Genomic DNA, 19,723 nt, shown 5'->3' with positions numbered 1-19,723 from the left:
AGATTGTTTCAGAGGAAAGGAGAACGCATATGAAATTCAATGCGATGTTTCAGCCGATCGAGATCGGTCCTATGACAGTAAAGAACCGTTTTGTTGTTCCTCCAATGGGAAATAACTTTGCAAACACAGACGGAACAATGAGTGAGCAGTCCGCTGCATATTACAGAGAAAGAGCAAAAGGCGGATTTGGTCTGATCACCATCGAGGCTACTGTAGTTCATAAGGGAGCAAAGGGCGGCCCGCGTAAACCATGTCTTTATGACGACTCTACTATCGAGAGCTTCCGCAAGGTCATCGATGGATGTCATGCAGAAGGTGCAAAGGTGTCTATCCAGCTTCAGAATGCAGGTCCTGAAGGAAATGCAAAGAACGCAGGAGCACCGATCACAGCAGCAACCAGTATCCCGTCAGTGTGCGGCCGTGATATTCCGAAGCAGCTTACAACTGAGGAAGTTTACGAGCTGATCAAAGGCTACGGAGAAGCTGCAAGAAGAGCAATGGAAGCAGGAGCAGATGCTGTTGAGATCCATATGGCACACGGCTATCTGGTAAGTACCTTCCTCTCTCCAAGAACAAACAAGAGAGTTGATGAGTTTGGCGGATGTTTTGAGAACCGTATGCGTTTTTCCCGTCTGATCATCGAGGAGGTTAAAAAAGCAACACAGGGAAAAATCGCAGTTCTTGCAAGAATCAACTGTGCGGACGAGGTCCCGGGTGGACTTGATGTTCACGACAGTGCAGCGATCGCAGCATATCTGGAAAGCTGTGGACTGGACGGGCTCCATGTATCCCGTGCTGTTCATATCAAGGATGAGTTTATGTGGGCACCGACCGTTATCCACGGTGGATTCTCCGCAGCAGAGGTTGAGGAGATCAAACGTGCGGTAAATATCCCGGTGATCACAGTTGGACGTTATACAGAGCCGCAGTTCGCAGAGCTGATGGTAAAAGAAGGAAGAGCAGACCTTGTAGCATTCGGACGTCAGAGCCTTGCAGATCCGGCTATGCCGAAGAAGGCACAGGAAGAGCGTCTTGAGGATATGACTCCTTGTATTGCCTGTCTTCAGGGCTGTGTTGCAAACATGTATGCAGGAAATCCGGTATGCTGTCTGACAAATCCGTTCCTGGGTCATGAGGCAGAGCCGCTTGAGAAAGCTGAGAATCCGAAGAAGGTTATGGTTATCGGTGGCGGTGTTGCAGGACTTTCCGCTGCATTTATCGCAAAAGAGAGAGGACATGAGGTAACACTTTATGAGGCAGGAGATGTTCTCGGCGGAAACATGAGACTTGCTGCATATCCGCCAGGAAAAGGTGATATCACAAACATGATCCGCAGCTACATCCATCGCTGCCAGAAGGATGGCGTTAAGATCGTGATGAACTGTGAGGTAACTCCGGAGATTATCAAAGAAGAGAAGCCGGACAGCGTGATCATCGCAACCGGTTCAAAGACTCTGATCCTTCCGATCGAGGGAATCGATAATCCGGCTATCATCCACGGCTCAGACCTTCTGGATGGCAAGAGAGCAGCAGGCAAAAAAGTTCTCGTTGTCGGCGGTGGAATGGTTGGATGCGAAACAGCTGCATTCTTAGGCGAGCAGGAGCATGATGTAACTGTTATCGAGTTCCGTGATACCGTAGGTGCAGATGTGATCCACGAGCACAGAGTATATCTGATGAAGGATTTCGAGGACTACGGAATCAAGGAGATCACCGGAGCAAAGGTATGCAAGTTCTATGAAGACGGTGTAGAATACGAGACCGCTGACGGAGTACGTCACGAGTCAAGAGGATATGATTCTGTAATCCTTTCCATGGGATTCCGTAACTACAATCCTCTGGAAGAGAAGATCAAGGATCTTGTGCCTGAGACACATGTGATCGGAGATGCTATCCGTGCAAGACGTGCACTGGATGCAACAAAAGAGGCTTATGAGGTAGCTTCCAGAATCTGATCTGCCAGTCGCTGATCGTATTGATACAAAAGAAAATAACTATCCGATAAACCGGACAGTATAAAAATTAAAAAGATGGCCCGACAGACATCGGAGAAAAATAATCCGGTGTCTGTCAGGGGGAAAATGCAGGAGGTAAAAGAAATGGAACAGAGAATTAAAGGAACAACTGGTTTACTTGCACTGATCGGAAGCCCGGTAGGACATTCCGGATCCCCGGCTATGTACAACTTCAGTTTTCAGTACCATAATCTGGATTATGCTTACATGGCATTCGATATCAAAGAGGATCAGGTTCCGGCAGCTCTTGATGCAATGCGTCTGTTCAAAATGAGAGGCTGCAACGTAACCATGCCTTGCAAAAACAAAGTAGCTCAGTGTGTAGACGAGCTTTCACCGGCAGCAAAGATCATCGGTGCTGTAAACACAATCGTAAATGAGGATGGAAAACTTGTTGGACATATCACAGATGGTATCGGATTTGTCCGCAACTTAAAAGAGCACGGTGTTGATGTAAAGGGTAAAAAGATGGTAGTCCTCGGAGCAGGTGGAGCAGCTACAGCCCTTACTGTACAGTGTGCCCTTGACGGAGCAGCATCTATCGCGATCTTTAACCCCAACGATCCATTCCTTGACAGAGCAAAAGGAACTGCTGAGAAGCTTGCAAAGGAAGTACCGGACTGCAAAGTAAGCGTATATTGCCTTGATGATCAGGATAAACTGAGAGAAGAGATCGCAAATGCAGACATCCTTGCAAACGGAACACTTGCAGGAATGAAGCCACACGATGACATCACACTGGTTGACAAATCCATGTTCCATAAAGATCTTGTTGTTGCTGACTGTGTATACAATCCGGCAGAGACAAAGATGGTAAAAGAAGCAAAAGAAGCAGGCGTGAAGCTTGCAGTAGGCGGAAAAGGAATGCTTCTGTGGCAGGGAGCTGAGTCTTATAAACTGTACACAGGACTTGAGATGCCGACAGATGAGTACCAGAAATTCCAGGCTGAGAACGAAGGGAAATAAGAAAAATGAGCCAGACAGGTAAGAAAAATTTAGTGATTACTTCTATCGCGCTGTATTTTACATATTTCATCCACGGAATCGGAGCTTCCATCATGGGCCAGTACAAGCCGGAGCTTGCAGCTCACTGGGGAGCAAAGACTTTAAGTGATGGAACCATGGATGTCAGCATGGTAGTATCTGTAATTGCCGCACTTGGACTTGGAAGACTGATCTCACTTCCGTTTTCAGGTCCCCTGTCCGACAAATTCGGACGCAGATTAAGCGGAATCATCGGCGTGATCTGTTATGCAGCATATTTTATGGGAATCGCATTTGCTCCGTCTATGGGAGTTGCCTACGCCTTTGCCATTGTAGGTGGTATCGCAAACTCCTTCCTGGACACCTGCGTAAGCCCGACATGTATGGAGATTTACGTAAATAATCCTTCTGTAGCGAACCTGTTTACAAAATTCTCCATGTGTATCAGCCAGTTTCTGCTTCCTTTCCTCATCGGATTTGTAGCAGCGGCGAATATGTCCTACAGAACCATCTTTATTGTTGCAGGTGCTGCGATCTTTATCGATGGAATCCTGATCCTGTTCCTGCCATTCCCGGAGAGAAATGCGAAAGGTACAGTAAAGAAAGAAAAAACAAAATTAAAGATCACTCCGGCAGCTTTTGCAGCAATCCTCATCGGATTCACAAGCTCATCTACATTCATGCTGTGGCTGAACTGCAACCAGGAGCTTGGAAAGCTTTATAACTTAAGTGATCCTTCCAAGATCCAGTCCTTCTATGCAGTAGGAACCTTTGCAGCAATCCTGTGTTCCTCTGTATTTATCAAAAAAGGACTGAAGGAGATTAATATCCTGATTATTTATCCGCTGATCTCTTTCATCATGCTGGGACTGTGCTACTTTATCCAGAATCCGACCATCTGCCTCATCGGTGGATTTGTGATCGGTTTTGCAGGCGCAGGCGGTGTGCTTCAGCTGGCTGTTTCCACAACTGCTGAGTTCTTCCCGGAGAACAAGGGAACCGCAACATCCATGGTCATGATCGCATCCAGCGTTGCGAACTACACCATTTTGACACTGGCTGGCTACATTACAAAGACTGCCGGAACCAGTGCTCCGAGAATGATCCTGCTTCTCAATATGGCAGTGACATTCGTTGGAATCCTTCTTGCACTGTTCGTTAAGATGAACCGTGGAAAAGAAGCTTGACTGAATCAAGGAAATCCCTTGGGGTGAATATCCGTTTGACTACAGTAAAAAAAGTGAATCATTGTATGGATACAGACAATGATGACTGAATCTGTGCAAAACAAAGTTCCAATTCGGGAACAATTCCCGGATTGGACTTTACCGTTTCTGAAAATGTTTGTTAATTAACAAACTTACAAAATAAAAGATACTATATATGTATTATCAAAAAAAACGATAAAGGAGAATCGTTATGGCACGTGCAGCAAGACAGCGAAGAGAAAACGAACTGCCCTACATTCCGTTTGGGCCATTTCAGATTCGTTTTCCGTTTATTCACTATAAAATAGAGTCCGTAGAGTTTATCCAGGGCCTGATCCTCGGGGTTACGGCACTGGCGGCGGTTCCTTATCTGGAACAGTATCTGGGACTGCCTTATGAGCTGGCATGGAGCTGTGTGATCATAGAGACCATGCTGTATATGCTACACAGCTTACTTGGTGATCCGGTTGTACCGGGATGGATCACACCGACCCTTCCGCTGACTATCGTATTCCTGGAAGGCTTCCCTATGGGAAAAGAACGTATCCAGGCAATGATCGCCCTGCAGATGCTGGTTGGTCTTGTGTTCATATTTATGGGCATCACCAAGCTTGCGGATAAATTTGTCCATGCAGTACCAAATTCTGTTAAGGGTGGTATCCTTCTTGCAGCGCCGGTGACGGTTATGGCAGGACAGCTGGGAGAGGGCGGCAACATGCATAAGTATCCGCTGGCGATCGTTGCCGGTGTAGGCCTTCTGATCCTGATCAGCTTTTCAGATAAATATCAGGAGAAGAGAAGGAACAACAAATTCCTGGATCTTGTTGCCAGGTATGGAAATCTTTTCCCATATCTGATCGCCATGGTGGTAGGTCTTCTTGTAGGAGAGCTGGATGCGCCCGGTTTGGAACTGGGAACCTTTATCAAGATCCCGCAGTTCAAAGAGATCATCTCACAGGTAAGTATCTTTGGTGTGGGAATCCCGCCGGTCTCCATGTTTGTCAAAGCGCTTCCTCTGGCGCTTGTATGTTATGTTATCGCATTTGGTGATTTTGTTACCACAGAGACACTGGTTACAGAGGCGCGCCAATCCAGAGATGATGAGTATATTGATTTCAATTCCAGCCGTTCCAACCTGGTCAGCGGAATCAGGAACCTGATCCTTTCCGTCATTGCGCCGTTTCCTCCGCTTTCCGGTCCGTTATGGGTTGGAATGACAGTATCTGTTTCCATTCGTTACAAAGAGGGAAAGAAAGCTATGAAGTCTCTGATCGGCGGTATGGCATCCTTCCGTATTGCAACGTTTTTAAGTGTGCTGATCATTCCGGTTGTAAGTTTCTTCCGTCCGATCTTCGGAGTCGGTTCATCCATCACTTTGATGTTCCAGGCCTTTGTCTGTGCAAGGATCGGTATGGATTACTGCAGAACAGACCGTGACAAGATGATCGCAGGTGTTATGGCAGCTGTGCTTGCAACCCAGGGAACTGCATGGGCATCCGCGTGGGCCCTGGCTGTAGGCTTCGGTCTGAATATCTTCCTTTCAAACTGGGACCCCAGAAAGAAAGAGGAGAATGCAATCGAGGATAAAAATTGCTCAGAGGAATAACAAAGATATAAAAAACAGAAAAAGAAGAAGTGTGCCGGATGGGTCAGCACACTTCTTCTTTTTGTCATGAGATTTGTTGTTTTTAATTATTATTTAATAGATTTGCTATTATGGGATTAAAATTGCAAAAATTTGTTACATCATTGGGTTTAAAAATTGGTTTATAATTCACGTTCTGTTACAAAAATCTACTGTAGATCCTTTTTATGGGAGGTCACAGGATCACAGGCTTTTGTGGATAATGTCAAGAACCTGTTCAAGTTCGTTAACATTGATCTGTCCCGGTGCGGAAGCTTTGGTAGCTGCACCGAAGGTAAGGGCGGAACCGAAGGTTTCGCCGGCGAGACGACTGACAACACCTGTACCTGCCATGGACATGGTAATGATCGGGCGGTCGGCGAACTGCTCGGACATTTCCAGCGTGGCACTTAAGAGTGTAAGCACGTCCTGCTTGTTTCTTGGCATAACAGCCATTTTCGGGATATCTGCGCCATAGTCCTGCATCATGCGGAGACGGCGCACGATCTCATCCTTCTCAGGAGTTGCGTCAAAATCATGGTTGGAAGCGATGACCTTTACGCCATAGCTGTGTGCTTCCCGGATCATGCTTTTTACGATCTCCTCACCTGTGAAGGCTTCTACATCAATGAGATCTACATAGCCGCTTTTTGCGACAGCCATGTTGAGTGCTTTGTAAGCTTCGTTGGAGATCGCTTTTTCTCCGCCTTCCTTTGAAGTACGGAAGGTGAAGAGAATCGGAGTGTCCTTTAAAATGGTCTTGAGATCTTTTGCCACATCCAGAACCTTGTCTGTGTCAAAAACGTCCTCAAACCAGTCAACACGCCATTCCACAACGTCTACGGGGATCCTTGCGAAGGTCCCTGCCTCAAGGAGAATATCATCCTTTGTCTGTCCCACGATCGGGACACAGATCTTCGGTCTTCCCTCTCCGAGTGTGATATTTCTTACCTGAACTGTTTTCATAATGGTCCTTTCTGATACGACAGGAACAGATAGCAGTTTAGTCGTCGTATCTGATGTTAAGAATCTCTTTCATATGCTCGATCGGCATCGGTTCGCCGGTCCACAGTTCAAATGCAGCGGAGCCCTGGAAAAGCATCATGCCAAGGCCGTTCATTGTCTTGCAGCCAACTTCCTTTGCCATAGAACGCATAGCAGTTTCAAGAGGGGAGTAAGGCACGTCAACAACGATAAGCTCCGGGCGGAAGTAAGACTTGTCCGGAACAACGGACTGACCTTCCAGCGGTTTCATTCCAACACCTGTCGCATTTACGAAAATATAACTGTCAGCCATTTCTTTTTTCAGCTGGTCAAGATCTGCCAGATCATAGAGAACAGCATGGCTTGAAGTTCTGGTGTTGATCTTTTCTACCGTAGATACCGCACGGTCCCAGAATTCATCTTTGCGGTTGAAGATCACGATCTCGCCTACACCGTCAAGTGCTGCCTGGATCTCGATAGCAGTTGCGGCACCACCTGCACCTACGATGGTCATTTTCTTTCCGATGGCGTCGATGTTATTGTCTTTCAGTGCTGCCATAAATCCGATACCGTCTGTGATATGGCCTGTAAGATGACCATGATCATTAACGATGGTGTTTACAGCACCGCACATTTCTGCTGCCGGTGAAAGCTCGTCAAGGTACTGGCCTACCAGAGTTTTGTTCGGCATGGAAACGTTGGAACCTCTCATTTTCAGAGTACGGATGGCTTTTACAGCATCCTCGATCTCGTCTGCACCAACCTCAAATGCAAGATATGCATAATCATAGCCAAGCTTTGCAAAAGCTTCATTCTGCATGGCAGGAGAGCTGGAATGGCGGATCGGATATGCCATAAGACCAATCAGTTCGGTATGTCCTGTGATTCTTTCTGACATGGTAATAACTCCTCTCATTGGTAAAATCTGGATGAAGATTTGTCTTTTTTAAACCTCCCGCCACATAGGTCTGAAGAAGCTGCGGACATTCTCCGGACGACTGCGGGGGAGGAAGACGTGGAAAAACTATGTTACGGATCACCGAGTGAACTGTAACAGATTTATATACACTTTCCGGCAGAAGGATTGAAATACTCCCGGAAAGGGTATAGCGGAAAAATATTAAAGGTATCCCTTCTGCTCAAGAATGGTAAGGATATTGCGTCCTTCCTGGGTACCGTCAATGATTCGTCTTGCTCTCTGGCTGTCGCCGATGTTCATGATCTCAACATCCTCAGAAGAAAATTCCTCTGTGAGGTTCTGGTAAAGCTGTCCCTGAGCTCTCATTCCGAGACATACGAAGCCGTATTCAAATGGAAGCTCATAAGGCTCACCTTCGCCCCTGACAAGGAAGGAAGAATCCTTAACCTCAAGGAGAGCAGTTTTTGTAAGCTGATGTACATTGTGTTTTTTCATCATGGTCTTTGTGTCATTTTTGCTTACCGGGTCAAGATCACGTCCGATCTGATCCATCATCTCAACGATAGAGATGTCTGCGTTTCTGTCAGCAAAAAATTCCACAACATCAAGACCTACAGCACCGCCGCCTACAACAACAACCTTTTTGCCTTCCAGATCCTTCGGAAAATCATTAATGTGGCTGATCATACCAAGAATAGAATAAATATTATAGTCTTCGTTGTCAATACGATCCTTCAGTCCTGCAATCGGAGGCAGAAGCGGAGCGGAGCCTGTGGAGCTTACAATGATATTCGGATGGAACTTGCGGATGTTTTCCGGTGTTCCTTCTGTGTTTTTGAAGATGTAAAGATTATCAAGCTGTTCTGCACGATGCATGAGATAGTGCGGGAAATCAGCAAGACGGTTCTTTGCAGGGATCTTTGAGATCAGAGATGCAAGTCCGCCAAGTTCATTGCCTTTTTCCAGAAGGAAGGTATTGCATCCAACCTCTGCGGCTGTACAGGCAGCTTCCAGTCCGGCAGTGCCGCCGCCGATAACGACCACGTTGCAGTTTTTATTTATATGTTTTTTCTTATATATATCGCCCTCAAGAACAGATGGGTTTACAGTACAGCGGATCGGACGGTTTACACCGATACGGTTTCCGGCACAGCCAACGTTGCAGGAGATACATTTACGGAGGTCGCACTCATGACCTGTGGCAACCTTGTTTACCCATGCAGGGTCTGCGATCAGACCACGGCCCATACCGATCAGGTCTGCGTCACCGTCAGCCAGGATACGCTCAGCAACCTTCGGGTCACGGACATTACCCATGGAGATACATGGCTTGTTGAATTTTTCTTTTACGGCCTTTGCCATGTAGGAACGCCATCCGTCCGGGAGATAATTTGCATCGATCTGGTACTGGATGGAACCGTTAAGTCCGCAGGAAACATCGAAGATATCAACCTCTTCCTGAAGATAATCCAGGTATTCCAGAGTATCCTCCAGTGTATTTCCGCCCTCCATCAGCTCATCCGCACTGAGACGGAGCATGATCGGGAAAAAAGGTCCTACCTGTTTTCTTACCTCATCGATGACCATACGGCAGAAGCGGGTACGGTTCTCAACAGATCCGCCGAACTCATCGGTACGCTTGTTTGTGATCGGGGAGAGGAACTGACTGATCAGATAGGAGTGTCCTGCATGGATCTCTACTGCGTCAAAGCCGGCTGTCTGTGCACGTTTTGCAGCCTCACCGTATTTTTTTACGATGTGAAGGATCTCATCTTTGGAAAGAGGACGCGGGATCTCGCCGCCTTCTTTGGATGGAACGTCAGATGCGGAAACCGGCTGCATGTTGATCCTGGAAGAAACAGCGGAAGCTCCGGCATGGTTGATCTGAATCGCGATCTTTGTTCCGTATCTATGAATATTTTCACAGAATTTGAAAAGACGTGGCAGGTAGTTGTCATGATCGATACGCAGCTGTGTGGTTCCGTTGGAGCCCTGCGGGGAATCGATGCTTGCGTTTTCTACGATGATGAGACCTGTGCCACCCTTTGCACGCTGCTCATAATAATTGATATGAAGAAAACTCATTTCGCCGTTCTGTTCACCGTAGTTGGTGCCCATCGGCATCATAACAATACGGTTCTTGATAGTCATATTTTTAACGGTTAATGGGGAAAAAATATGCGGATAATCATTCTTCATCTGGAAAAACCTCCCTGGTTATTTTAAATAGAATCGTTTGTTTGTGTTAATTATATAACAGAATAATCTATAAAACTAATTCATAATACGGGTGATATAATAAAAATAATCTATAGATTTTTGCATATCATCTTTCAGGCTGCAGGTACTTGCATGCTTATAATATGAAAAAAAGATGTAGAAAGCTGACTGGTTACAGAGAACGGAGTGAACGGTAACAACAGTAACGCTAACTGGGAAATGGTACCGGATCCAGGGGTTTACATATATGATTTTAACGTGTTATCATAGTAAATAAAAAAGATACAGAAAACGGAGAAACGGGCAGGCTGAAACGGATCAAATGTAAGAATGTATTTCCGTGTTCTGTAAAAAGACAGGAGACAGATAAAATGGAATTCTGGGATATTTACGATGCAGATAAGAAACCGACAGGACGAACTATGAAGCGCAATGACTGGTGTTTAAAGGACGGAGAATATCATCTGACAGTCTTAGGTGTGGTAGCAAGACCGGACAAAACTTTCCTTATTACCAAGCGTGTGATGACGAAAGCCTGGGCTCCGGGCTGGTGGGAGGTTTCCGGCGGTGCAGCCCAGGCAGGAGAGGCTTCCCGTGATGCAGTACTCCGTGAGGTGAAAGAGGAGACTGGACTGGACGCCAGTGAGGCAGAGGGTGGATACCTTTTTACATATAAAAGAGAGAATCCGGGGGAAGGAGATAATTACTTTGTGGATGTGTACCGTTTTGTCATGGATGTGGAGGATAAGGATCTGAAGCTTCAGACAGAGGAGACAGACGGATATATGTTTGCAACCCTGGAGCAGATCAGGACATTTGCCGCAGAGGGGAAATTTCTGCATTATGACAGCATTAAGAAGGCGTTTGAGTTCTGAGCAAAATTCTGACTGGTTTTCGAACTGGATATGAAAATGAATGTTGTTTTTTGTGGATTTTGATTTTAAAAAACGTTGTTTTTTGCCTTGTTTTCGAAGAATTGTATTGACATTAAGATGTGCAGATAGTAAAATTTAATGTAGGGAAATTATAAGCCGGATATAAAAAAATCCGGCTTATCGAATAGTCAAGCGGATAAAGCAAGTCCCACCTGCTGCCTGTTGTTTTTTACAGAGGCAGGGGGATTCCTTGATTCGCTTAAATTGATTAATGAATCAGGAAGATAAATACGAAATTTTGAAAGCGAGGAATCATCAATGGCGGATGAACATAGAGATCAGATCAGAATCGTACAGGAGACCGTAGCCGGTAAGGAGATTACATTTGCTCATATCATGGGTGGTCCGGCACCTATCATATATCAGAAGCTAGGACTGAATCCGCAGGTGGATTATGGATCATCTGCAATTGGTATCATGAACATGACACCTTCCGAGTCTGCTGTGATCGCATCCGATATTGCTGTGAAGAGCGGTAATGTGTATCTTGGATTTGCAGACCGTTTTACAGGAACACTGATCATAACAGGAGAGATTTCCGATGTGCAGACTGCAATGGAGGAGATCGTGGATTATTTCCGTGATACGCTTGGATATGTAGTCTGCAAGATTACCAAGAGATAAGGAAGTGTATCATGGAAGAACGGATAACAAAGGAAGAACTGCTGGAGCGGTTGTTTCATGATGATTATGAAAATCTTAAGGGAAAAAGACTTCGGCTGACCCGTGTGCGGGTACCTGGAAAAGAGCTTTCCTTTGCGCATGTTTTTACACCAAGTGATAAATCAGTCTATGAGAATCTTGCATTACATATCGGTGTCCATGAAGGCGAGGACCACAGAGGAGATGCCATCGGTATGGTCAGAGTCACACCCTGGGAGGCTATTGTAGTTGCGGCAGATGTTGCAGTGAAGGCAGCTCATGTGGAAGTTGGATTTATGGACCGTTTCTGCGGGACACTGATCCTGACAGGCGGTTTTACGGAAGTGATGACAGCTGTGGAGGAAGTGGTGCGGTTTTTCCATGAGACATTGAAATTCAATGTCTGTAAGATCCACAGAAGCTAGAGCAGGACGGGATAAAAAAATGAAAAAAATTTTTCTGATGGGTCGAAGTGAAGCCGGCAAAACATCTCTGACACAGGCTCTTAAAGGGGAAGAGCTTCATTATCATAAGACCCAGTATACCAATACAAATGAAGATACCATTGATTCACCGGGAGAATATGCGGAATCCAAGCATTTCAGCGTAGGACTGGCCTGCTTTTCCTTTGAGGCGGATGTGATCGCTATCGTGCAGGCAGCCAATGAGCCATTTAACCTGTTCAGTGACGGCAGCAGGAACTTTCTCCTGCGGCCGCTGATCGGGATCATCACCAAAGTAGATTCTCCCCATGCCAACATTCCCATGGTCAGACAGTGGATGGAGAACATGGGATGTGAGAGGATCTTTATGGTAAATAACAAGACCAGGGAAGGTATCAGCGAGCTGATGGATTATCTGCAGGATGATCTCCCGAAGCTTACGCTTGAACAGGCGAAATTCAAGCAGAGCATTGGCCTTAACGAATGGGATCCCATGCCGGAAGGGGTGGAGTATCCGGAGAAGATACGGTAAAATAGTAATATTCACGAAAAATGAATAAAAATACAAAATTCAAATGGAAAAAGTAGCAATTTCTCCGGAACTGTGATATACTGTGATCGTTTGGAAGATTAGTGGACTGAAATGTAAGATCCCCAGAGCATGAAGCATAAAGAGGGCAGAAACGGGGCTCGCAGATATATGGTAGAAGAGCTGTATGTCGAGAACACCGGGTATCCGTATCTGACTTCATGTTCTGGGGATTTTTTATATTCTGTACGCGGATTTTCCGAATGTATGCAAAAGAAAAACAATAAGAAGGACAGGAGAGGAAAAGATGTTTGAATTATTTGAAAATCTGACCAACTGGCTCTGGGGACTGCCGTTGCTGATCACGATCCTCGCTACAGGCGTATATCTGACAGTACGTTCCGGTTTCTTCCAGTTCCGCCATTTTGGTTACATTGTGAAAAACATGTTCAGTAAAGAACGCCGTCAGGAAGGCGGAGATGACGGAAAGAGCCTGACACCGTTCCAGGCTATTTCCATTGCTATCGGCGGCACCGTTGGAGTATCCAATATGTCCGGTGTTGCAACGGCTATTGCAACAGGAGGACCTGGGGCATTATTCTGGCTCTGGATCGCAGCGCTTCTTGCCATGGTCATCAAGATGGCAGAGGTAACACTTGCTGTATACTACAGAGAGAAACAGCCAAACGGTGAGTACCAGGGAGGCCCGACCTACTACATGCAGAAGGGTCTTGGCGGAGAGAAAAAGCTTCCCTTCTGGAAACTTTTTGCAGTACTGTTCGGCGGCTGTATTTTCATGACATGGTTCATTACCTTGCAGAATTATACAGTATCAGAGGCTGTCGGAAGTACCTTCCACCTGCCGTACATCGTACCGTCACTTTTGTATGTGGCAGCGATCTATCTGATCATCATCGGCGGTGTAAAGAAAGTCGGCGTGATCTCTTCCTATATGACACCGATCATGTGCATGCTTTATATTGTAGGCTCTCTCGCAATATTGGTAGTGAATTTTGACAAGCTGCCGGAAACCTTTGGACTGATCTTCAAGGGTGCATTTACAACACAGGCGGCAGTCGGTGGATTTATGGGAGCCGGTGTTGCAACAGCAATGCGTCTTGGCTTTGCCCGTTCTGTATACAGCAACGAGGCAGGCTGGGGAACATCTCCTATGATCCATGCTTCCGCAAAGACAGACCATCCTGTAAAACAGGGACTGATGGGAGCATTTGAGGTATTTGCAGACACCATCGTAGTCTGCTCCATGACAGGTCTTGTTGTTATCATCACCGGCTACTGGAATTCAGGACTTCAGGGATCAGAGCTGACACTGACAGCATTTGAGTCCGGAATGGGCTCTGTTGCGAGAGCGCTGATCGCGATCAGTATTTTCCTTTTCGGACTGACAACATCAACCGGATGGTTCACCTACTACAGCGTGATCCTGAAGCACTGGCTGAAAAATAATCAGAAGGTTCTGAAGATTGCAGAGAAGATTTTTATCCTTGGAACACCATTATGGGGTCTTCTGGTCACAGTGCTTACTCTTTACGGAAACGGAACACCGGCACAGCTGTGGGTAATTGCAGACTTTACAACCGTATTCCCTACATTTGTAAATGTTGCCACATTATTTATCTTAAGTGGTACCTTCTTTAAACTGCTGAAGGATTACAAGGCGCGTTACATGGGAATCGGAAAAGTAGACAAGGATATGGCACTTTTCTACGAGGATAAAAAAGGAAAAGAGGAAAAATAAACAGTGGATACGATTTTTTTTAACGGATGTATAAGAACACTGGATAACAGTGAAAAAGTGGCAGAGGCTGTGGGAATCGAAAATGGCCGGATCGTTTTTGTGGGAACTGATAAAGAAGCGGAAGCTTTTTCCTGCAAAAAGCGGATCGACCTTAAGGGAAGGCTGATGCTGCCCGGTTTTGTGGATACACATATGCATATGCTGCATTATGCATTTGTGGAAAGATCTGTAAAACTGTTTGACTGCACAAGTGTTGAGGAAATGCTTGCCGCAGCAAAAAAAAGACTGGAGGAGAGCAAAGGTCAGAAGCTGACCTGGCTCTACTGCAGAGGCTGGAATGAGGAGCATTTTGATAAGCCACGCTATCCGCACAAGGATGAGCTGGATGCGCTCTCAACGGAAATCCCCATCATTATGGTGCGTGTCTGCGGGCATGTGGCTGTGTGCAACAGCTGTGGTCTGGAGCTTCTGAAAAAAATCCCGGAGTTTCCGGAGATTGAGAAGGAAGTTGATCTGGATACCGGACTTCTGAAGGAGAATGCGGTACAGTTTTATTCTTCCGTATTGGAAGCACCATCCCAGGAAGAAGTGGAAGGCTACATCAGATACAGTGCGAAGAAGCTGAATGAATGTGGATTTACAGGTGTACAGTCCGATGATCTTGCCTCCCTTCCGGGAAAAAACTGGCGTCGGATCATGGCCTCCTACAAGGCACTGGATGCCAGAGGAGAGCTGAGTATCCGCCATTATGAGCAGTGCCTTTTTGAGCGGGCGGAGGATGCGAAGGCTTTTATCGAGGAAGGATATCGTACCGGGCAGAGGGGAGATCACTTTACGATCGGGCCGATGAAGCTGATCCAGGATGGTTCCCTTGGTGCAAGAACAGCGGCCATGAATGAGCCTTACGAGGATGCACCGGGAAATACGGGGATCATCACATTCAGTCAGGATGAGCTTGACGATCTGTTTGCTTTTTTTGACAGGCATCAGATGCAGGCAGCGGTACACTGTATCGGCGATCGTGCCATGGATATGGTCATTGAGGCAGTTGCGAAATCTCCTTACCGGAAGGATAATAAAAAGGGCAGACATGGTATCGTACATTGCCAGATCACCAATCCGCGTATTTTGCAGGGGATGAAAGACCAGGATCTCTTGGCATATATCCAGCCGGTATTTATCGATCTGGATATGAACACAGTGGAACCTGCCATCGGTGCACACCGTATGGATAAGGTGTATGCATGGAAGAGTATGCTGGATATGGGAATCCATGCAAGTGGTGGTTCCGATGCACCGGTGGTAAGCTTTGATGCCATGGAGAATATTTATTTTGCAGTCACCCGCAAAAATATCAGCGGTCAGCCACAGGAAGGCTGGATCCCATCCGAAAAAATGTCCGTAGATGAAGCGGTGAAGCTTTTTACAAAAAACGCAGCTTACGCTTCCTATACAGAAGAAGAGAACGGAACCATCGAAGTGGGTAAAAATGCGGACTTCGTAGTTATCGAGAAGGATATCTATGAGATCGACCCGAATGAGATTAAGACCACGAAAGTGGATATGACGGTTCTTGGCGGTGAGATCGTTTTTGAGAGAAATACAGAAAAATAATGAAATAAAAATCAGAGTCTGACGGAACGGTCGGCCTCTGATTTTTTTACAGGCGAAGAATAAAGAAGTGGAAAAAGCAGGAGAAATAGATGAAGAGATATGCTATGATAGAATCATAACCTGACATGATGAAGGGGGAAAGCAAATGGATGTAGCTACCATGGTTGCAATCAATAATCTGAACATGATCAATATGATGACTATGCTGCAGGAAGCAAACAATATCGTGATCATGAATGAAAATGGAAAGGAATGGAAAGATATGGACGGATCATTATTAGAGCAGTATATGGGAAGAGAATGTGTGGTAAGCCTGTTTAACGAGGTCGGCGCGATCAAAGGAAAGCTGATGGCAGCAGATGCCCAGTGGGTGCAAGTGGATACTGTAAAGAAAGGAACACAGCTGATCAACCGGAATATGATCCGTAATATTACGTTTGATAAATGTGGAGGTGGATGGAGATGAATTTCTCTATTACAAACTGCCGAAGATTACCATTGTGCTCATAAAAGGAACCACAGCAGACAGGAAGGGATCGTTAATATAATGTGAGATAAAGAATGGTATGCAAAACGTGATCCAAAAACAGACGAACTTATGAAAATCGCAAAGATATATGTGACTGTATATTATGCGGAAAAAGGTGAACAGAAGCTGCATCATTTTAAGAAGTCAATGGATATTGGAAATGGACATGGCGGTATTGTAAGTCAGTTGAAGTATGACAATGAAATGAAGCTTACAGATGAGTATTGGATCAATTACCAGAAAGGCAAAGGAAGTGAAGAGTTCCAAAAGTATATGGAAGATCTGACAGATATGCAGAATCATGTACTTCCATATCTGCAGAGCTTTTGTAATCTGGAAGAAAAAGGTGTGAAGGAGAGAAGAGAACTGCAGATGGCAGAAAGAAATGAAGGAAGAGCAGATGAGCGGGGAACAAGCACCGAAGCGAATGCTGTGGTTAAGGATGCGGGAAAAGAAGATAGAAAACTGACACAGCAGAAGCAGGCGGTAGCTGGAAAAGATAAGACGGAGAGAGGGGCTGATCGGGGTGTAAGGACGGTGTAGAATAAGCATAACGAGTCGGAGGTCACGGATGACAACGTGGCTTCCGGCTTTTTTGGTCCTGAATGATTTCTGCTTCAAACTTTTATGTGACAAACATAACTGTCTGTGTTATTATAAAAATGATATAAGCGAAAATGACTTTTGCGGAAACGAAAGTATCTTTATATTTTTTTATCCGTATACTTCCTATAATGGGAATGAATACTTGCAAAATTGATTACTAATATTTTTTCATTATTACAGGTACAATAAGAACATGTAATAGCGGAAATGAGGTATAGTTACTTGCAGGTAGAGAAGTATATTGCGGATAAAATAACATCTTTATGTGAAAAGCGTGATATCAGTAAATACAGATTATCGCAACTGTCGGGAATTTCCCAGTCGTCACTGGGAAGGATCATGGCGCAGGAAAACCTGCCGTCGCTGGTCACACTTGAAAAAATATGTGCAGCTTTGGGCGTGACATTATCGCAGTTTTTTCAGGAAGGTAATTCAGAGAATCTGACAGAAGAGCAGAAAGAAATTTTAAGGATATGGAACGATCTGAATACAAATGAGCAGGAAACAGTAATGTCAATGCTGCGTGGACTTCGGAAGTAGAAGAACAGTTCGAGTATATGTATCGGCTGTTCTTTTTTTGTTTTTGAACGTTAAAACGGTAATTTTTTTCTTGTGCATAGTAGAACGTTAAAGTATAATAAAATTAGTTTTTTTTGGCATAAGTTTAAAAGCTATGTCTATAATAAGGAAATCGGCAAACCAGATGAAAGTCTGGGACGCAAAGCTACAGGGCCTGTAAAATGGCAGCCAGTTGCATAAAATGAGGTGCACTGTCTGTCTGACGGTGCTTTTTTACGGTGTTATTTCATAGGCGTAACAATAATGATTTTATCAGGAAAGAATGAGGAAAATAAAAGTATGAAAAAGGCAAAACGTTGTCTGATTGCAGTGGTGTCAGGTGTACTTGTAGCATCTGCTGTCTTGTCTGGATGTGGACAGTCAAAGAAAGAAGTATCTAAAAATGATGATCATCTTACCGTTTATCTGTGGGAAAATCGTTTGATGAAAAATATTGCACCCTATATCCATGAACAGTTTCCTGATCAGGATATTGAATTTATTATTGGTAACAATGATACCGATTTATACAGTTATTTTAAAGAACATGATGAATTACCGGATATCATAACAGTACGTCGATTCTCTGGAACAGATGCACAGGACTTACAGCCTTATCTTATGGATTTTGCTTCTTATGATGTTGTTTCCAAGTATTATTCTTATGCGGTGCAATATTATAAGAATGAGGAGGATGAAATCCAGTGGCTGCCAATCTGTGGTATTCCGCAGACGATCATTGCCAACAAAACACTGTTTGATCAGTATGGCGTAAAGATTCCAGAAAATTATGAGGAATATGTACAGGCCTGTCAGCAGTTTTATGATAATGGCATAAAACCGTATTCCATGGATCTTGGTGAAGACTGGTCTAATAATGAGATCATCCAGGCGGCGGCAATCGGTGAGTTCACAAGCCTGGATGGTATTGAATGGCGAAACGGTGCAGAGACTGCATCGGATGAAGTAAAGTTTGATGATGCATTATGGAAACGTATTTTTTCAGAAACCAGCCAGTTTCTGAAAGACTCGCACTTTGGTAAAGAAGATATCAATATTGACGTCGATACAGGAATCCAGATGTTTGTCGAGGGAAAATCAGCAATGTTTCATGGACATCCGACGGTTATGCAGCAGCTGCAGAAACAGATGGATGCGGAGCTGACCCGTATTCCTTATTTTTCACAGACATCGGATGAATCCTATGTGTACATGACTCCGTCCTTAAACATTGCATTTAACAAAAACCTGGAAAAAGACCGGGAGAAACTGGATACTGCACTGGATGTGCTGGATTGTATGATTTCAGAAGAGGGGCAAAAACTGATTGCGGATGGAAGCGGTGTTATTTCATTGAATACAGATGTTCCAACCATGATGCAGGATGTGCCTGGACTGGAAGAGGAAATTAACAATAATGCTGTTTATATCCGATATTCCGCTCAAAAATCATTTGATGCAAGTCTTGAGGCTGTTCACGGATTACTGTCAGGGGAAATGGATGAAACACAGGCTTATGATACTTTGCGCAGTGTAATGAATCGTAAAGATCCAGAAGAAAAAGCAACGGTGAATTTTGAAAATGAATATTCCATTTCACTGAACGATAGAAATGGCCGTGATGCAGCATCTTCCATTTTAACTACGATCAGAGAAGAAAATGATGCACAGCTGGCTCTGGCACCATATTATTATTTCACTTCCTCTATGTATAAAGGAGAATGCACCAGCAGCCGGGTTGGCATGATGACAGCGAAGAGTTCAGATACAGCATTATATGTTACAAAAATTAATGGTAAACAGGTTTATGAACTCGTGGAAAATTATTTTGCTGATGCTGATGAGAATTTTTATGTAACCAATAAATACGAATTACCAATTGCATCCGGTATGAAAATGATCGTCAGTCAAGAGGAAAGTGGATTTTCGTTAAAGGACTTAACAGTTAATGATAAGAAAATAGACAAAGAAAAGGAATACTCTATTCTTCTTACAGACACCACAATGTCTGTTTTGACAAAAATAAATCCGAAATGTGAGATTGAACAGCTTAAAGATACAACATTATCAAGTGCATGGACCGAAGCAATGTCAAAAGGACAGCAGCCGTCAGCACCGGAAGACTATATAGAGGTTGAACAGTAAAAGTGGAGA

The 19,723-nt window shown here is 44.8% G+C and carries 16 protein-coding genes, 1 pseudogene and 1 riboswitch; of the genes and pseudogenes, 14 read left to right on the top strand and 3 right to left on the bottom strand.

Translation table 11 applies throughout. The features are described 5' to 3' along the window. The first annotated feature begins 29 nt into the window (after window positions 1-29). The 4 genes from HFM85_RS04535 (at window position 30) to HFM85_RS04520 (ending at window position 5,813) form a co-directional block, all read left to right on the top strand. Window positions 30-1,955: an FAD-dependent oxidoreductase gene (locus tag HFM85_RS04535; RefSeq protein ID WP_173737364.1), complete on the top strand. Its 1,926-nt coding sequence runs from the start codon at window positions 30-32 to the stop codon at window positions 1,953-1,955. A gap of 144 nt (window positions 1,956-2,099) precedes the next feature. After that, entirely contained in the window at window positions 2,100-2,981 is an 882-nt protein-coding gene (aroE, locus tag HFM85_RS04530; protein WP_173737363.1) for a shikimate dehydrogenase, read from the top strand. A 5-nt stretch (window positions 2,982-2,986) separates the two neighbouring features. Further along, entirely contained in the window at window positions 2,987-4,186 is a 1,200-nt protein-coding gene (locus HFM85_RS04525) for an MFS transporter (RefSeq protein WP_173737362.1), read from the top strand. Window positions 4,187-4,418: 232 nt separating this feature from the next. Next, the gene (locus HFM85_RS04520) at window positions 4,419-5,813 is read left to right on the top strand and encodes a SulP family inorganic anion transporter (protein ID WP_173737361.1); all 1,395 of its coding nucleotides are present in this window, start codon (window positions 4,419-4,421) and stop codon (window positions 5,811-5,813) included. Window positions 5,814-6,035: 222 nt separating this feature from the next. On the opposite strand, the gene aroD is transcribed toward HFM85_RS04520, so the two are convergent. The 3 genes from aroD to HFM85_RS04505 all read right to left on the bottom strand — a co-directional run bounded on the left by aroD (window position 6,036) and on the right by HFM85_RS04505 (window position 9,933). Continuing rightward, window positions 6,036-6,797: a type I 3-dehydroquinate dehydratase gene (aroD, locus tag HFM85_RS04515; RefSeq protein WP_118513071.1), complete on the bottom strand. Its 762-nt coding sequence runs from the start codon at window positions 6,795-6,797 to the stop codon at window positions 6,036-6,038. A 37-nt stretch (window positions 6,798-6,834) separates the two neighbouring features. Beyond that, a complete protein-coding gene (locus HFM85_RS04510) occupies window positions 6,835-7,713 on the bottom strand; it encodes a shikimate dehydrogenase (RefSeq protein WP_118608570.1) in 879 nt (292 codons plus the stop codon). Window positions 7,714-7,935: 222 nt separating this feature from the next. Beyond that, a complete protein-coding gene (locus HFM85_RS04505; RefSeq protein ID WP_173737360.1) occupies window positions 7,936-9,933 on the bottom strand; it encodes an oxidoreductase in 1,998 nt (665 codons plus the stop codon). A gap of 392 nt (window positions 9,934-10,325) precedes the next feature. Here HFM85_RS04505 and HFM85_RS04500 point away from each other — a divergent pair, with 392 nt between their 5' ends. The 10 genes and pseudogenes from HFM85_RS04500 to HFM85_RS04455 all read left to right on the top strand — a co-directional run bounded on the left by HFM85_RS04500 (window position 10,326) and on the right by HFM85_RS04455 (window position 19,714). Next, the gene (locus HFM85_RS04500) at window positions 10,326-10,829 is read left to right on the top strand and encodes an NUDIX hydrolase (RefSeq protein WP_119239622.1); all 504 of its coding nucleotides are present in this window, start codon (window positions 10,326-10,328) and stop codon (window positions 10,827-10,829) included. Between the two features lie 318 nt (window positions 10,830-11,147). Continuing rightward, entirely contained in the window at window positions 11,148-11,513 is a 366-nt protein-coding gene (locus HFM85_RS04495; protein ID WP_119239623.1) for a BMC domain-containing protein, read from the top strand. 11 nt (window positions 11,514-11,524) lie between these two features. Beyond that, complete coding sequence (locus HFM85_RS04490) at window positions 11,525-11,956, top strand: BMC domain-containing protein (protein ID WP_173737359.1); 432 nt, start codon at window positions 11,525-11,527, stop codon at window positions 11,954-11,956. Window positions 11,957-11,975: 19 nt separating this feature from the next. Further along, window positions 11,976-12,506, top strand: coding sequence for a EutP/PduV family microcompartment system protein (locus HFM85_RS04485; RefSeq protein WP_173737358.1), 531 nt, complete (start codon window positions 11,976-11,978; stop codon window positions 12,504-12,506). A gap of 304 nt (window positions 12,507-12,810) precedes the next feature. Beyond that, window positions 12,811-14,262 (top strand): alanine/glycine:cation symporter family protein, encoded by a 1,452-nt coding sequence (locus HFM85_RS04480; protein WP_173737357.1) that lies wholly within the window; start codon window positions 12,811-12,813, stop codon window positions 14,260-14,262. Window positions 14,263-14,265: 3 nt separating this feature from the next. Continuing rightward, a complete protein-coding gene (locus tag HFM85_RS04475) occupies window positions 14,266-15,876 on the top strand; it encodes an amidohydrolase (protein WP_173737356.1) in 1,611 nt (536 codons plus the stop codon). Between the two features lie 145 nt (window positions 15,877-16,021). Continuing rightward, window positions 16,022-16,342: a hypothetical protein gene (locus tag HFM85_RS04470; RefSeq protein ID WP_173737355.1), complete on the top strand. Its 321-nt coding sequence runs from the start codon at window positions 16,022-16,024 to the stop codon at window positions 16,340-16,342. Window positions 16,343-16,441: 99 nt separating this feature from the next. Next, window positions 16,442-16,948 (top strand): annotated as a pseudogene (locus HFM85_RS04465) (LPD25 domain-containing protein); the annotation flags it as partial. Between the two features lie 270 nt (window positions 16,949-17,218). Further along, on the top strand, window positions 17,219-17,551 hold the full coding sequence (locus HFM85_RS04460) for a helix-turn-helix domain-containing protein (protein WP_173737354.1): 333 nt from the start codon (window positions 17,219-17,221) through the stop codon (window positions 17,549-17,551). Between the two features lie 143 nt (window positions 17,552-17,694). Further along, window positions 17,695-17,770, top strand: a riboswitch (cyclic di-GMP riboswitch). A 99-nt stretch (window positions 17,771-17,869) separates the two neighbouring features. Beyond that, window positions 17,870-19,714, top strand: coding sequence for an ABC transporter substrate-binding protein (locus HFM85_RS04455; RefSeq protein WP_173737353.1), 1,845 nt, complete (start codon window positions 17,870-17,872; stop codon window positions 19,712-19,714). The last annotated feature ends 9 nt before the right edge of the window (window positions 19,715-19,723 follow it).

It is taken from the genome of Blautia schinkii, assembly GCF_013304825.1.
Classification (GTDB): domain Bacteria; phylum Bacillota; class Clostridia; order Lachnospirales; family Lachnospiraceae; genus Blautia_A; species Blautia_A schinkii_B.
The sequence above is the reverse complement of the archived record's forward strand: the minus strand, read 5'-3'. Positions and strand labels throughout refer to the sequence as shown.

Bases quoted from the DNA above. Each gene is read 5' to 3' on its own strand.
- HFM85_RS04490 (WP_173737359.1), top strand. From the start codon at position 11,525: ATGGAAGAACGGATAACAAAGGAAGAACTGCTGGAGCGGTTGTTTCAT.
- HFM85_RS04485 (WP_173737358.1), top strand. From the start codon at position 11,976: ATGAAAAAAATTTTTCTGATGGGTCGAAGTGAAGCCGGCAAAACATCT.
- HFM85_RS04505 (WP_173737360.1), bottom strand. From the start codon at position 9,933: ATGAAGAATGATTATCCGCATATTTTTTCCCCATTAACCGTTAAAAAT.
- HFM85_RS04470 (WP_173737355.1), top strand. From the start codon at position 16,022: ATGGATGTAGCTACCATGGTTGCAATCAATAATCTGAACATGATCAAT.
- HFM85_RS04520 (WP_173737361.1), top strand. From the start codon at position 4,419: ATGGCACGTGCAGCAAGACAGCGAAGAGAAAACGAACTGCCCTACATT.
- HFM85_RS04510 (WP_118608570.1), bottom strand. From the start codon at position 7,713: ATGTCAGAAAGAATCACAGGACATACCGAACTGATTGGTCTTATGGCA.
- HFM85_RS04460 (WP_173737354.1), top strand. From the start codon at position 17,219: ATGAGGTATAGTTACTTGCAGGTAGAGAAGTATATTGCGGATAAAATA.
- HFM85_RS04455 (WP_173737353.1), top strand. From the start codon at position 17,870: ATGAAAAAGGCAAAACGTTGTCTGATTGCAGTGGTGTCAGGTGTACTT.
- HFM85_RS04500 (WP_119239622.1), top strand. From the start codon at position 10,326: ATGGAATTCTGGGATATTTACGATGCAGATAAGAAACCGACAGGACGA.
- HFM85_RS04535 (WP_173737364.1), top strand. From the start codon at position 30: ATGAAATTCAATGCGATGTTTCAGCCGATCGAGATCGGTCCTATGACA.
- aroD (WP_118513071.1), bottom strand. From the start codon at position 6,797: ATGAAAACAGTTCAGGTAAGAAATATCACACTCGGAGAGGGAAGACCG.
- HFM85_RS04480 (WP_173737357.1), top strand. From the start codon at position 12,811: ATGTTTGAATTATTTGAAAATCTGACCAACTGGCTCTGGGGACTGCCG.
- HFM85_RS04525 (WP_173737362.1), top strand. From the start codon at position 2,987: ATGAGCCAGACAGGTAAGAAAAATTTAGTGATTACTTCTATCGCGCTG.
- HFM85_RS04495 (WP_119239623.1), top strand. From the start codon at position 11,148: ATGGCGGATGAACATAGAGATCAGATCAGAATCGTACAGGAGACCGTA.
- aroE (WP_173737363.1), top strand. From the start codon at position 2,100: ATGGAACAGAGAATTAAAGGAACAACTGGTTTACTTGCACTGATCGGA.